At 39.7% G+C, this 14,414-nt stretch carries 11 protein-coding genes and 1 riboswitch; of the genes, 5 read left to right on the top strand and 6 right to left on the bottom strand.

The genetic code is table 11. The features are described 5' to 3' along the window. Positions 1-115 precede the first annotated feature (115 nt). Positions 116-298: riboswitch (cobalamin riboswitch) on the bottom strand. A 248-nt stretch (positions 299-546) separates the two neighbouring features. Beyond that, a complete protein-coding gene (gene dat / locus GJU41_RS01035) occupies positions 547-1,401 on the top strand; it encodes a D-amino-acid transaminase (protein WP_070876124.1) in 855 nt (284 codons plus the stop codon). A gap of 414 nt (positions 1,402-1,815) precedes the next feature. On the opposite strand, the gene nhaC is transcribed toward dat, so the two are convergent. The 4 genes from nhaC to GJU41_RS01055 all read right to left on the bottom strand — a co-directional run bounded on the left by nhaC (position 1,816) and on the right by GJU41_RS01055 (position 5,894). Next, positions 1,816-3,207 (bottom strand): Na+/H+ antiporter NhaC, encoded by a 1,392-nt coding sequence (gene nhaC, locus GJU41_RS01040; RefSeq protein ID WP_154317855.1) that lies wholly within the window; start codon positions 3,205-3,207, stop codon positions 1,816-1,818. Positions 3,208-3,474: 267 nt separating this feature from the next. Then, positions 3,475-3,756: a hypothetical protein gene (locus GJU41_RS01045; protein ID WP_070879354.1), complete on the bottom strand. Its 282-nt coding sequence runs from the start codon at positions 3,754-3,756 to the stop codon at positions 3,475-3,477. A 208-nt stretch (positions 3,757-3,964) separates the two neighbouring features. Beyond that, positions 3,965-5,266: a globin-coupled sensor protein gene (locus GJU41_RS01050; RefSeq protein WP_070879355.1), complete on the bottom strand. Its 1,302-nt coding sequence runs from the start codon at positions 5,264-5,266 to the stop codon at positions 3,965-3,967. 109 nt (positions 5,267-5,375) lie between these two features. Beyond that, positions 5,376-5,894 (bottom strand): universal stress protein, encoded by a 519-nt coding sequence (locus GJU41_RS01055; RefSeq protein WP_070879356.1) that lies wholly within the window; start codon positions 5,892-5,894, stop codon positions 5,376-5,378. A 200-nt stretch (positions 5,895-6,094) separates the two neighbouring features. Here GJU41_RS01055 and GJU41_RS01060 point away from each other — a divergent pair, with 200 nt between their 5' ends. Next, positions 6,095-8,440 (top strand): transglycosylase domain-containing protein, encoded by a 2,346-nt coding sequence (locus GJU41_RS01060; RefSeq protein ID WP_070879357.1) that lies wholly within the window; start codon positions 6,095-6,097, stop codon positions 8,438-8,440. A 377-nt stretch (positions 8,441-8,817) separates the two neighbouring features. On the opposite strand, the gene GJU41_RS24570 is transcribed toward GJU41_RS01060, so the two are convergent. Both GJU41_RS24570 and GJU41_RS01065 read right to left on the bottom strand, forming a co-directional pair. Further along, positions 8,818-8,976 carry a hypothetical protein gene (locus GJU41_RS24570; RefSeq protein ID WP_165970973.1) on the bottom strand — a complete coding sequence of 53 codons (159 nt, stop codon included), beginning with the start codon at positions 8,974-8,976 and terminating at the stop codon, positions 8,818-8,820. A gap of 177 nt (positions 8,977-9,153) precedes the next feature. Then, entirely contained in the window at positions 9,154-9,468 is a 315-nt protein-coding gene (locus GJU41_RS01065) for a hypothetical protein (RefSeq protein ID WP_070879358.1), read from the bottom strand. A 352-nt stretch (positions 9,469-9,820) separates the two neighbouring features. Here GJU41_RS01065 and GJU41_RS01070 point away from each other — a divergent pair, with 352 nt between their 5' ends. The 3 genes from GJU41_RS01070 to GJU41_RS01080 all read left to right on the top strand — a co-directional run bounded on the left by GJU41_RS01070 (position 9,821) and on the right by GJU41_RS01080 (position 14,354). Then, positions 9,821-10,138, top strand: a complete 318-nt coding sequence (locus GJU41_RS01070) for a YbjQ family protein (RefSeq protein WP_070879360.1) — start codon at positions 9,821-9,823, stop codon at positions 10,136-10,138. 443 nt (positions 10,139-10,581) lie between these two features. Next, the gene (bmrC, locus tag GJU41_RS01075) at positions 10,582-12,339 is read left to right on the top strand and encodes a multidrug ABC transporter ATP-binding protein BmrC (protein WP_154317857.1); all 1,758 of its coding nucleotides are present in this window, start codon (positions 10,582-10,584) and stop codon (positions 12,337-12,339) included. Beyond that, entirely contained in the window at positions 12,336-14,354 is a 2,019-nt protein-coding gene (locus GJU41_RS01080) for an ABC transporter ATP-binding protein (RefSeq protein ID WP_070879362.1), read from the top strand. Before bmrC ends, GJU41_RS01080 begins: the two co-directional genes overlap by 4 nt. Positions 14,355-14,414 lie beyond the last annotated feature (60 nt).

Here is a 14,414-nt window from a genome sequence, read left to right on the forward strand (position 1 = left end):
CGCCTAAAAAAAATCCGCTCATGGGATCATGAGCGGATCAAACGATAGAATAAAAGGATACAAGCAGTCCTGTTATTAACCATCGTTTCATCTCCTCAGTCCCCGAAGAATTCGAAACTATCGCAATCAAATGGCAGGTCTCCTGACTTGTGATCATTCTGCGCTGAGTCCTTCCCATACTTCAATCTCGTACAGTGGTATTCCCAGTTCGTCACACTTACAGTTGCGGGGACAGTTCCGGATTTGCACCGGATTCCCTTTTAAGCCAATAAATTGGCACCTTTGCTTGCTGTTGTTTTTTCAATATGTAGTATTGTGATTTTGGTTTTTTGTCAATATGTTGTGTTTTTAGTTAATTTCATCATAATGGACAGGAAAATAAATTTCAACTGAAATCTGTAAAAAAATCAAATAAAAAGATGAAACATTTTACAGACCAGCGTGTTTCATCATAACATAGAGAGAGGAAGTTTTTCATTCAATCTCTTGTAATAAAATCGATTTATTTCAGAAAACAGCCTTCAATCTAACCAAAGGAGCCTTCATATGTACATACTTTTAAACGGTGAATTTAAGCAGAAAAACGAAGTATCCATTGATTTTGAAGATAGAGGATATCAATTTGGGGATGGCGTGTACGAGGTAATCAGAGTATATAATGGCTCATATTTTGCGATGAAAGAGCACATGGAGCGATTTGTCAGAAGTGCAAAAGAGATTAAGATTGTGCTTATGCATTCAGCAGAAGAATTAACAGGGATGCTGAATGAACTCATCCAGAAAAATCAAGTGCATGATGGTGCCGTTTATATGCAAGTCACACGCGGGGTCACAGGAAGGAAGCATCTTTTTCCGGGAAAAGACGTCACTCCTCAGATAGTAGCCTATCCAATTCCTTGCTCAAAGCCTGTTAAAGAGCAGGAAAAAGGCATTAAGCTGTATCTTATGGAAGATATCCGCTGGCTGAGATGTGATATCAAAAGCCTGAATTTGCTTGGGAATGTTCTCGCCAAACAGGAGGCTTACGAAAATAAAGCATACGAGGCTCTGCTTCATCGCGGTGAGCATATAACGGAGGGGTCTTCGTCTAATTTTTACGGTGTAAAGAATGGGACCATTTATACACACCCTGCGAATCATTTGATTTTAAATGGTGTAACTCGCATGAAAGTGGCTGATCTTTGCAGAAAAAACGGGTTAACGCTGGCAGAAGAGATGTTGAAAGTAGACGGCCTCAAAACACTTGATGAAGCGTTTATTACTTCTACGACAAGTGAGGTCATACCTGTCACGGAGATTGATTCCATGAAGGTTGGGAAAGGGGTGCCCGGACCAGTTACGAGAGAGCTTCAGCGGTTGTTTGAAGAAATGATTCACAACGAAGAAAAGGTTATTGGATAAGGTACATGTATCAAAACAAGAAGAGAGACTGGGACGTAACGATCATCTCCTGAATGAAAGCCGAACATTGAATAGTGCGAAAACCATTAAAAGAAAGAGCAATTTTCGCATAAATTGTTGTTTTTCATGATAAATAATGTCCGTTCCTTGCAGCGAGAGGAACTTGCTTTCCGCGGTCCGGCTGGGAGCCTCCTCGGCGTTGCCTGTGGGGTCTCCCATTTTGCTCTATTTCCCGCAGGAGTCAAGTTTATCCGCTGCAATCCACTTAAGGTTTCTAACATTTAGTACTGTAGCAACAATATTTATGAAAAGAGCCAAAGAAAAAAATCCGAACTAAAACGAAATTCAAGTTGGAATTTCACATAATAATTCGGATTTTTCTTTGGCTGAAAACCATTTGTCCCAGCCTCTTCCTTATGCAGCTAATTGCTCCGCAGGCTTCTTTCTCCCTGGCAAAAAACTAAATAAAACACTGAATAAAGGAGACAAGTAGAGGAAGAAAGCGAATGGAAGGTACGCTATCACGTCAACACCAAGTGTCTGGGCGAAAAAGGCTCCGCTTACTCCCCATGGAATTAATGGATTGATGAGTGTACCCCCATCCTCCAAGGATCTTGATAAATATTTCTTATCAATGTTCATTTTTTCATAGGCATCTTTGAACGATTGACCAGGAATTAATATCGAAAGGTATTGCTCGCCTGTCACCAAATTTACTCCTATAGAAGAAGAAACCGTTGCAAGAATCAACTGTCCTTTGACTTTGATCCGCATGATCAGTCCTTTTAGAAGGGTTTGAATCAGCTGCAATGTATCCATTAATCCTCCTAAAGCAAAAGCAATCATGATTAATGAAATCGACCACATCATCGATTGAAGTCCGCCGCGGTTCAGCATTTTCTGAACCGTTTCCTGTTCAATCTCAAAAGCTGTGCCATTTTGCAGGACATTCAAAAACTGTGCAAAAGAAGCGCCGTCCTGAAGCAGGATTCCTGTAGCGCCTGCTGTCACAATCCCGGCAGCAAGAGCGGGGATTACGGGAATTCTTGTGATGGCAAGGGCAATCACAATCAGAGGAGAAATTAACGTCCAGCCGCTAATCTGTACATGCTGTTCCATGACAGAGATAATTTCCTGAATATTTTCAAGTGTTGCATCGTTTACCGTTAAAGTCGTCCCCAAGTACCAAAAAAGGAATGCCGTAATTAAGAAGGCAGGGATAGTTGTATTCGACATATGCTTAATATGTGTGAAAATATTTACGGATGCTACTCCTGATGCAAAGTTAGTCGTATCAGACATCGGAGACATCTTATCTCCAAAACATGCACCGCAAATAACAGCTCCTGCAGCCCACTGGGCCGGAACACCTGCTGCAATCGCAACTCCCATAAGAGCCACTCCAACTGTACTCACTGTTGTGAAACTGCTTCCCACTAAAGAAGAAATGATCGTACAGCAAATCAGTGTAAGAATGAGAAGTGAACCTGGGTCGATAAGATTCAATGCAGCTATCATCACAGTAGGAATGGTGCCGCTGAACATCCACGCACCGATCAGAATACCGATTAATGCAAGGATAATGATAGGCTGAACGCCATTTTGGATTCCTTTTACTAACCCGGCTTCAATCTCTTTCCATGAATATTTATAAATAAAAGCAACTCCGCTTAATAAAACGAGACACAGCATCAGCGGCAGGTGCGGTTCTGTTTTTAAGTAAAATAGACTGATAAAGATGATGACAATCATCGATAGGAAAATCATGACTGCAGCTCCAAATGGAACGGTTTTGAAATGGTTCATAACTTGTAATTCCTTCCTTTTATACTTGAACGCTTTTATGCTTTTGTGCATAAAAGTATTATATCAATCTATTAACTTATGTCAACTGGAGAAATTAGTAAGCATATAGTCCCCTGTTCAATCAGATATCTCTTTTACATGGCCTAATATGGTCTTTTACTTGCGGGAACGGGACAAATACTTGTCAGCCTGAAAGAAACACTGTCTTTTTTTCATATATCTCCTAACTAAAGAGGTACAACAGTCAAATAAAAAGAAGAGCAGGCATTAACTGGCCTGCTCTTCTTTTTTGTATATATACAATGTATGATCCTCGCCATAGTGAAATTGGATGTTGTGGCCATTCCCATTTAACACAGGAATAAGCGTGCTGTGATACTCTTCTTCATGCACATCTCTAAAATGAAGCTTTAACGCTTTGTTAGTTATAGAAAAATTGCCGCTTACATTTTCGGACGACTGCGTATCTTCAATATAAGCACGAAGAAGGTTTGGATTAAGGATAAAGTATTCATGAATATCATATAAAACAGTATTTAAATTACTCATATGCTGCTGTACCTCCTGAATATAGATAATTTATTTATATCCATAATAGAAGGGTGGCATACAGCTCATTTATTGGTATTTTCTGAAAAGGTTATTTGTTCGTGCATAAACCTGAAAAAGATGAATTAATCAAAAAAACGAATGCAGGAATGCATTCGTATAAAAGGTTATTTTGCAATCAGTACTGAAATGGTAATAGCGGCTCTGTTTAAATATTCCTTGAAAGCAGTCTGAGGCTTTCGGCAGTATCATTGATTTGAGAGATGGAAGATGTCAATTCACCGATAACTGCGGTAAAGTTAGTTAATTCCTTCTTGGTTTTTTCACTTTGATTTTTATTGTTATTCATAAGATGAACGACAGAATTAAAAAATTCGTTCATATTATTTGCCTGCTCTGCACCTTTTGAAGTAAGGCGTGCCACCTCATTTACAGAGCCGGCAATGCTGTCTATTTGAGAGTGAATCTCTGAAATTAAACTTGATACACCCTGGACCGAATTTTTTGTTTCCTCTGCAAGCTTTCGCACTTCACTTGCTACGACAGCAAACCCTTTACCGTATTCTCCTGCACGCGCAGATTCTATAGCTGCATTTAATGCAAGAAGATTTGTTTGATCTGCTATTGATGTAACAATTGCTACGACTTGATTTATCTTTTCAGATGTATTCTCTAAGGCTTTCATTTTAATCGAGATATTTTCAGTGCTTGTCTCGATGAAGGTCATCAGTTCATGTTGTTTTTCAAGGTCTTTTTTGCCATAAGATGCTTCTGTTTCTGCTGAAGAAGCCACTTCAAAGCTTCCACTTGCAAACAAGGAGATTTCTTTGGATTGAGCATTGATTTCCTGAACTGAGGCATTTGTGTTTTCGGTGATGCCAGAAAGCATTTGGGCTGTTTCGCTGAGCTCGATTCGGATTGCCTCCTTTTCTCTCTCTGCTTTCATACGGATTTCCCCATATTCTTTGTCATATGCTTCAAGAACAAGCTGCTGTTCAAAACTGATCATTTTGCTGATGGCTTGAACAATCAACATTAAATCTTCACTGTTTTCAGCTTTCAAACCGGCACAATCTATCAGTGATTTTGATAAAGTCTGCAGGGCAGACATATACCATTTTGCTTCAAGACCGATTTTGACGTGAATATGGGCTATACGCTGAATGCTTTCAACTCTGTTCTTGTCCAGAATACCCCTGAACATTGAACTAATATGGATCTTCAGCGTTTCCTTCAATTTATCAATTGAGCTGTAGCGATTAATGATTTGAATCAAACTTTTTTCTAATGAAATGACCCGGTAAAAGTCTTCAACTATTTCAGAAATGTTTTGGTCTATTAGTGGTTTTAATACAAATAAAATACCTAAATCCTTCTCCGTAAGAGAAATCATCTCTATCTGTTTTGTTAAATCAGCACTATATGATACATCAAGCTTTGTATTCTCTTTACTGATATTATTTAAAAAAATACGATTATTTATCTCTTTTTTGCGTTTGAACAGTCCCATTATAAGGCTCCTTTTAGATTGATATCGACTCTTGTTTTATTATCGGATAAACCTGAAAAAGATTAATGAGAACAAAAAAAAACGAATGCAAGAGCATTCGTCTAAAAGGTTATTTTGCAATAAGTACTGAAATGGCTGAGTTATGGGACACTTTATCGCTTACTCCGCCAAACAGCAATTTTTTCAGGCCGCCTGAATCTCTGCTGCCCATTACGATTAAATCGGCATTTTTTTCTTCTGCATATTTCAAGATCGCATCCGAGGGAGAGCCTGATAAGATTTCAACCTCTCCAATCGCCTGATTCTCATCCATTTTCATTCTAATTCTTGAAACAATTTCATCTGCGTTATCAAAGTAATCATGCTGAGTATGAGTTTGATCAAGCTCCTGAGAAGGAGGAGGCGCAACCGGGTAGTTTTGAAGATTGTCTGTCAAATAGCCATTAGCAGGAGCACTCGGAATAACAGGCTGAACTCCTTTGGTGTGCATCGCGTGTTCTTCCTGGAAAACGTGCACGACTGTCAGCTTAGATTCTAATTGTTTGCTCAGATCAATTCCTGTTTTTAAAGCTGCCTGACTTTCATCAAGTCCATCATAGGCAACGACTATATGTTTAAACGTATTCATCTTAATCATATCCTCTCTAGGGAAAATGTGTTTATAAATAGTTACCCTTTTTCAGAAAAAATAATCAATTCGCTTAAAGAAATCGATTACATAAAGATTTTTGGATTTGACAGCCACATATTTTCCAAAATAGGCGTACACCTTTGATAATTAGGGTAATAAGTAGAAGCACTAATTTTTCTAATTTCAGGGGGTTACTAATGATAAAGTCATTATTCTCAATTAAGGGTGTATTTACGAAGCTTTTGATTTTCGTTCTGCTGGCCATCATCCTTATGTTTATGGTACATAATGTAGTCATTGCATCACAGGATGTCAGCAAATTAGAAGAAAGAGCAAATGCGCCGACTATTATTTATGATCAAAATGGCGAGATTGCGAGCAAAATTTCAACCTCAAAAAATGAGTGGGTAGATTATGAGGATGTACCGGATCATTTCTACGAAGCTCTTCAAGCGACAGAAGATCAAAATTTCTACAAACACAGCGGAATAGATTATTTAGGAATTATCCGCGCAATGTTTAAGAATGTAGCAGCAGGAGGCGTAGTTGAGGGAGGAAGCACCCTGACTCAGCAGCTTGCTAAAAACACGCTGCTTACTCATGATCAAACATTTAAACGGAAGTTTGATGAGTACTTCATTGCGAAAAAAATAGATGAAGAATATTCAAAAGAAGAAATATTAGAACTCTATGTGAATAAGATTTATTTTGGAGAGGGAGCATGGGGGCTGAAAAGAGCAGCTAAAGTTTATTTTGGAAAAGAAGCAGCTGATCTAACAATTAATGAATCTGCCATTTTAGTAGGACTTATTAAAGCGCCGACAAATTACTCTCCTGTTAAAAACCTTGAAAAATCATTAGACCGCAGGGATGTTGTTTTAAGTTTAATGAAAAAAGAGAAGTTCATAACGGAAGCACAAATGAAAGAAGCAAAAAATGAAAAAGTTGTGCTTGAACGAAAGGAACTAGATGAATATAAAGGACGCTATCCTTTCTATGTAGATCATGTCATTGAAGAAGCCATTAAAAAATACGGTCTGACGCAAAATGAAATATTAGCGGGGGGCTTTGAGATTCATACCGAGATGCGTCAGGATATGCAGTCCTCTATAGAAGAGGTATATAAAGACGATGCTAATTTTCCTGAAAGTCAGAGCGATCAGCTCGTTCAAAGCGGAGCAGTTCTCGTCAATCCTAAAACAGGAGGAGTACAGGCGCTTGTTGGAGGAAGAGGAGAGCATTCATTCAGACAGTTTAACAGAGCAACTCAGCTGAAAAGACAGCCTGGTTCGACGATGAAACCAATAGCTGTTTATACACCTGCATTAGAAAACGGGATGGACGTTGATACGAAGCTGAAAGATGAACCGCTCGATATTAACGGATATTCACCTAAAAACTTTGATGGCAGCTATCGTGGCGAGGTTACCCTGTATGAAGCCTTAATTAAGTCATACAACGTACCGACTGTATGGGCGCTGAATGAAATTGGCGTACAAGCCGGCGTTGACGCTTCTAAACGCTTTGGCCTGCCAATTACTGAGAATGACCGTAACTTGAGTTTAGGTCTTGGGGGCCTTGATAGAGGTGTGGCACCGCTGAATATGGCAGAAGCTTACACGGCTTTTCCAAATGAAGGAACCCGCGTAGAGGCCCATGCGATTACGAAAATTGTAGATGTTCAGGGAAATACGATAGCAGAATGGAAAAAGAAAGAAACAAACGTTACAACAAAGGAAATCGCGCAAAAAATGACCCATATGATGCTTGGCGTAGTGAAAGAAGGAACAGGGAAAAAAGCACAGCTTGAAAATCATGAGCTGGCTGGGAAAACCGGCTCCACCCAGCTTGGTATTGATGGAATTGATGGAGTAAAAGATCAATGGTTTGTCGGATATACTCCAAACGTAGTTGGAGCAATGTGGCTTGGCTATGATCAAACAGATCAAAACCATTATCTGAATACCTCAAGCAGTGCGACAGCTGCACCGTTATTTAAAGTAATTATGGATGCAGCCCTGAAAAATGAGAAACCGGAGGATTTTAATCTTCCTCCTCTCAAGAAAACGGAAAGCAAGCCAAAGAAAAAGAAAACAGACACTTCTAATGAAGAGAGTAAAAAGAAACAAGAAGAAAAAAGAAAGCAAGAAGCTGATGAATTGGCTAAACGAGAAGAACAGGCAAGAATGGAAGAACAGGAACGTCTAAAGCAGGAAGAAAAAGCAAAAGCTGATGCTGAAAAGCAAAAGGCTGAAGAGCAAAAACGCAAAGAAGAGCAGGCTAAAAAAGAAGAAGAACAGGCAAGAAAAGAAGAGGAAGAAGCTAAAAAAGAAGAAGAACGCAGAAAAGAAGAAGAACGCAAAAAAGAAGAAGAACGAAAGAAAGAAGAAGAGCAAAAACCAGCCGAACCTGAAGAACCAGCAGAGCCGCCAGCAGAACCAGAACCGCCGGCAGAACCGACAGAGCCGCCTGCAGATCCAGAGCAGCCGGCAGAACCGCCAGCGGATGGTGGATCTGATGCCGGGGATGCATCAGGTAATTAACAAAAAGCTGAACGAGATTATTCTCGTTCAGCTTTTTCAGTATAATCATTTGCATTGCTTTTGGGACAAGCGTCAAATTTGGGAGATGCGGAAGTTGCGAATTCGGGCTGCAAAATCGGTTTGCCGCACGAACTTTGGGTACGAGTTGTGATTTGGAGGTGCAAAACAGTTTTGACGCACGAACTTTGGGTACGAGTTGTGATTTGGAGGTGCAAAATCAGTAATGCCGCACGAACTTTGGGTTCAAGGTGCGATTTGGAGCTGCAAAACGGGATTATTGTCTATTTCTTTCCTCTATAGGCACGGAACAGCTTTATTATAAAAACAAAAACACACCCTGCAACGCAGGGTGCTGAGAAAAATATTAGTTCAAATGCTTATTGAAACATGGGTAAAATATAAGTAATTAAAAACCAGATAATACCGAAGAATATAACCAAATATGCTGCATATTTAATAAAAGTAGCTCCAAGAAGACTGTTATTCGTTTTATGCTCTTCTTTTCTCTCAACATTCACTTGTTTATGTTCAGACATAAGGTTCCTCTCCCTTGTTTATCTTTAAATTACATAACTACATTAAGCAGCCAGCCAATAACAACGATTGCTCCAATAACGATTAAAATAGTTCTGATCATAAGTCATAATCTCCTTTTCTCTGTTGTAATGTAAGTAAGCCATACTCCCTTTATCATTTGTAAGGGATCACTGATTTTATACCTTTACTTTTTCAGCTGTGTTTAAGAAATTCGTTGTAAATCTTGATTCAGTTGAACAAATGGTGTCCATTTCAGCTAAGATCTCACTCGGGTTATCCCCATCAATGAGCACTTTAATCTGATTGGATCCAGATGTCATCAGAAAGAAAGTAATCAAAGAAGGAAACTTTGAGACATCTACGATGCTTCGTTTTCCAGCTAAGAAGTACACCTTTCCTGAATAGTTTTTTGCGAGCTGATTTAGACTGATAATTTGATCCATTCTGAATTGATCCTGGGTACATAGGCTAGTGGAAACTAACTGGCTCATTGTTTTCCTCCTTCAATTTTCCTTATCTTCTGTTGTTTGTTACAGTTCTTTACCTTGTTTTTTGTTTTTTGAAACATCTTGAAGGTGAAAATAGTGATATGTACCTATAAACCTGTTTTTTTGTGGGGGTCATTTTCGCAAATCCAGTTGTAAAGATACAGGAGGAAGGCGAAATTCATGAAATTCATCTTAATACTCCTTACCTTCGCAGCTCAAACTGCTGCACTTATTTTTCTGTGTTTTAATATGAAACTGGCTGTTATCTTATTTTTGATTCACCTATTATCAATGTGTTTATTATTTAGTCTGCTGATAAAGGCCAGGCTGAAAGAAAAAAAGGAGGATGATGAACGTGATTATCGTAACTACTGACTTCGTTCCTGGAAAAGAAATCAAAGAACTTAAAGGGTTTGTCAGAGGAGCAACCGTGCAAACGAAACATATTGGAAAAGATTTAATGGCGGGTCTGAAAACGATTGTTGGTGGAGAAATTTCTGAATATACAGAGATGATGGAGGAAGCAAGGCAAAAGGCTATCGGACGGATGGCTGAGGATGCAAGAAATAAAGGGGCGAATGCGATTATAGGGATGAGACTGCAAAGCTCTGCTGTTATGCAGAATGCGTCTGAAATTATTGCATATGGAACGGCTGTGTTCATTGAAGAATAATAATTGCAGGTTAACCAGAAAATAAGGAAAAATCCCAATTGACAAAATAATGAAAAAGATGGTAATCTATCTAAGGATTAAAATAAAAATTTGGTAAAGGAGGGGTTTGACATGAAAAAATTAATTGTGATTGCGTATGATCGAAGCGTTCTTTCTTGTGCAGCCCCGCCATACCTTTATATCGTTTAGAGAGATCAGTCTCTGAATATAAAAAGGAAAAGGCACAGGGGTATGCTGCATTGTATACTTCTGTGCCTTTTTACGTTTGATTGTAAAAAGGCAGACCCCCGGCATGCGGAGGTTTGCCTTTTTTATATAATTTAAATCTAAGAGGAGGAAGCAAGTATGTTTGTAATGATGATGAAAAAAGAGAAATTGATGAAAAAAGGAGATCCAGACAGCGGTTAGCAGGAAAAGGTTAGAAAGACAAAGGAGATGATCAGATGTTCTCGGTGTTAGTGAAGTTAGGCTGGTTTTTTAAAAAGTATTGGAAGCGGTACACGGCTGCAATCGTATTGCTTTTAATTGTAAATGTTCTTGAAATTATCCCCCCTAAACTGCTTGGGAATGCGATAGATGATATTCAGGTTGGGCAATTTTCGAGTGAGCTGCTCGTTCAATATATTGTCTTATTTCTTGGATTGGGTGTTCTAGTTTATATTCTATCTTATTTTTGGATGTACAATTTATTTGGCGGCGCACATTTGGCTGAAAGAATCCTAAGATCAAAACTGATGGGGCAATTCTTAGTGATGACACCGCGCTTTTATGAGAAAAACAGAACGGGAGATCTAATGGCCAGGGCCACAAATGATTTGAAGGCCATCTCGACGACTGCCGGATTTGGGATCTTGACATTGGTTGACTCAAGCATGTTCATGCTGACGATTCTGTTGACAATGGGAATACTTATCAGCTGGAAGCTTACATTTGCCGCGATACTGCCTCTGCCGATTATGGCGGTTTCGATGGGAATCTACGGTAAAAAAATTCATGCGAGGTTCATGGCAGCTCAGGACTCATTCGGCGATATGAATGACCAGGTGCTTGAGTCAGTAGCAGGCGTGCGTGTGATTCGTGCTTACGTTCAGGAAAAAGCGGATGTAAACCGGTTTAACACGTTAACAGATGATGTTTTTAAGAAAAATGTCAGTGTAGCAAAAATTGACGCATTATTTGAACCAACAATGAAATTGCTTGTCGGGATCAGTTATTTAATTGGACTTGGTTATGGCGCCTACTTAGTATTTCATAACGAAATTACCCTTGGTGAGCTGGTGTCTTTTAACGTTTACCTTGGAATGATGATCTGGCCGATGTTTGCCATTGGTGAACTGATCAATATCATGCAGCGCGGTAATGCATCACTTGACCGGATCAACGAAACACTATCTTATGAAGCAGATGTGAAAAATCATGATCAGCCGGAAGATATTGTTTCACCTAAAAAGATTGAATTTAAAGATGTATCGTTTCAGTATCCTTCTTCTGAAGTAGAGAACTTAAAGCATGTCAGCTTTACAGTAAATAGAGGGGACACAATCGGCATTGTCGGCAAAACCGGCAGCGGTAAAACAACAATCGTTAAACAGCTGCTCAGACAATACCCTGCTGGAAGCGGGGAAATCACAATGTCCGGGGTTCCGATTGAGAAAATTCCCCTTGAAACATTGCAGCGCTTTATTGGATATGTTCCTCAGGATCACGTGCTGTTTTCAAGAACAGTGAGAGAGAATATTTTATTTGGAAAGAAAGAAGGATCAGACGCAGAGCTGAATAAAGCAATCGATCTTGCTTTTTTCAGAAAAGATCTTGAAATGCTGCCTGATGGATTGAATACATTAGTAGGGGAAAAGGGAGTTGCATTATCTGGAGGTCAAAAACAGCGGATCTCCATTGCACGTGCACTTCTGGTCAATCCGGAAATTCTGATTTTAGATGATTCCCTGTCAGCTGTTGATGCAAAAACGGAAACAGCCATCATTTCAAATATTAGAAGTGAGCGTGCCGGGAAGACAACATTTATTACGACACACCGTCTATCTGCTGTCGAACACGCAGACTGGATACTAGTGCTTGATGAAGGAAAAATCATTGAAGAAGGCAGGCATCAATCGCTGCTTGCGAATAACGGCTGGTACAAAGAGCAATATGAACGCCAGCAAATTGAAGCTGAAAACGAAGGCGGGGTGGGAGCATGAGCACAGGAAAAAGACTGATCCGCTATGCTGCCCTTTATAAAAGAACATTAATACTTGCTTTAATCATGCTTGCTGTTGCAGTGGGGGCTGAGCTTACAGGACCATTTATCGCAAAAAAAATGATCGATGACCACATATTGGGAATTGAGAAGAAGTGGCATGAAACAGCAGAAGGAGAAAATGCTGTAGCCTACAAAGGATCCTGGTATAAACGGGAGGATTACTTTGAACCAGGTGAAGAAAAAGGCAAAGAAGTTCACATTCTGCAAGTGCAGCGAGATTATTATTTCATACCTGGTAAAATTCAGTTTGATGGAGACAGAAGAGCGGCCGGCAATTCGGTCATTATTGAACGCGGGACAGATTCCGCTTCTTATACAGGCAGCAGACTTACTTCTGAACAGCTGTTTACGTTTTATCAGCCTGAAATTAAAGGGCTTATCACTTTGATTGCCATTTATTTTGGTTTACTAGTCTTTGCTTCATTCTTTCACTATGGACAGCGGTATTTTCTGCAAATTACATCAAACCGCATTATTCAAAAGATGCGCCAGGATGTATTTGAGCATATACAGCGCTTGCCGGTTGTTTATTTTGATAATCTTCCGGCAGGGAAAGTTGTGGCAAGAATTACAAATGATACGGAAGCAATCAGAGAACTGTTTGTAGCTGTGCTTTCAACATTCTTTACAAGTGCCATCTATATAACAGGTATATTCATTGCCTTATTCCTGCTTGATGCAAAACTTGCATTAATCTGTACGGTCATCCTGCCGATCCTAGTCGTCTGGAGCATCGTATACCGTAAATACGCTTCAACTTACAATCATAAGATTCGTTCCCTTGTCAGCGATATTAACGGAACAATCAATGAATCAATACAGGGTATGACGATTATTCAGGCTTTCCGCAGACAGGAAGAAACGAAAGCGGAATTTGAAGAATTAAACGCATCCCATTTTCACTATCAAAATAAACTGCTGAGCCTGAACTCTCTGCTGTCGCATAATATGGTAGGTTTTATGCGGAACTGTGCGTTCGTAGCCCTTATCTGGTATTTTGGAGGAGCCTCTTTAGGCGTTGGTTCGATGGTTTCAATAGGAGTTCTGTATGCGTTCGTTGATTATTTAAACAGGCTTTTTCAGCCAATCACCGGGATTGTGAATCAATTCGCACAGCTTGAAACAGCGCGTGTTGCGTCTGAGAGAGTGTTTAGCCTGCTTGATGAAAAAGGAACGGATGTCAGCGAGAAAAAAGAACCTCGCTATAATGGAAATGTGGCATTTGAAAATGTGTGGTTCGGCTATAAAGAAGGCGAGTATGTTTTAAAAAATATTGATTTTGAAGCGAAGCAGGGTGAAACCGTAGCATTAGTCGGGCACACCGGCTCAGGAAAAAGTTCGATTATGAATTTGCTGTTCCGTTTTTACGACATAAAAGAAGGCAAAATCACAATTGACGGCAAAGATATTTTATCCATGCCGCGCCAAGCAGTCAGAGAGCATATGGGGATTGTGCTTCAAGATCCATTTTTGTTCACAGGAACGATTGCTTCGAATGTAAGCCTTGATAATCCGGATATCACCAGAGAACAAGTAGAAAAAGCATTAAAAGATGTTGGCGCAGATCAATTGCTGAAACATCTGCCTCTTGGATTTGATGAGCCTGTTATCGAAAAAGGAAGCACGCTCTCATCGGGACAGCGCCAGCTGATCTCATTTGCTAGAGCGCTCGCTTATGATCCGGCCATTCTCATATTAGACGAAGCTACGGCAAGCATTGATACAGAAACAGAAGCTGTCATACAGGATGCACTTGAAGTTCTGAAAAAAGGCAGAACAACATTTATCATTGCCCATCGGCTTTCTACTATTAAAAATGCAGATCAAATTCTTGTCCTTGACCGGGGTGAAATAGCGGAGCGGGGCAATCACGATGAATTAATGAAACAAAAAGGAAAGTACTATCAAATGTATGAACTGCAGCAGGGAAAACAGAATACCCTTGCAGGATAAGAAAACCAAGTGCCTGATTTAGTAAGGCACTTGGTTTTTTGTTTTTTAAAAAGATAGTAA

Origin of the sequence: Metabacillus idriensis (assembly GCF_009674765.1) — a bacterium.
Lineage (GTDB): Bacteria > Bacillota > Bacilli > Bacillales > Bacillaceae > Bacillus_P > Bacillus_P idriensis.

Bases quoted from the DNA above. Each gene is read 5' to 3' on its own strand.
- GJU41_RS01050 (WP_070879355.1), bottom strand. From the start codon at position 5,266: ATGGGACTGTTCAAACGCAAAAAAGAGATAAATAATCGTATTTTTTTA.
- GJU41_RS01055 (WP_070879356.1), bottom strand. From the start codon at position 5,894: ATGAATACGTTTAAACATATAGTCGTTGCCTATGATGGACTTGATGAA.
- GJU41_RS01045 (WP_070879354.1), bottom strand. From the start codon at position 3,756: ATGAGTAATTTAAATACTGTTTTATATGATATTCATGAATACTTTATC.
- bmrC (WP_154317857.1), top strand. From the start codon at position 10,582: ATGTTCTCGGTGTTAGTGAAGTTAGGCTGGTTTTTTAAAAAGTATTGG.
- GJU41_RS01065 (WP_070879358.1), bottom strand. From the start codon at position 9,468: ATGAGCCAGTTAGTTTCCACTAGCCTATGTACCCAGGATCAATTCAGA.
- GJU41_RS01060 (WP_070879357.1), top strand. From the start codon at position 6,095: ATGATAAAGTCATTATTCTCAATTAAGGGTGTATTTACGAAGCTTTTG.
- GJU41_RS01080 (WP_070879362.1), top strand. From the start codon at position 12,336: ATGAGCACAGGAAAAAGACTGATCCGCTATGCTGCCCTTTATAAAAGA.
- nhaC (WP_154317855.1), bottom strand. From the start codon at position 3,207: ATGAACCATTTCAAAACCGTTCCATTTGGAGCTGCAGTCATGATTTTC.
- dat (WP_070876124.1), top strand. From the start codon at position 547: ATGTACATACTTTTAAACGGTGAATTTAAGCAGAAAAACGAAGTATCC.
- GJU41_RS24570 (WP_165970973.1), bottom strand. From the start codon at position 8,976: ATGTCTGAACATAAACAAGTGAATGTTGAGAGAAAAGAAGAGCATAAA.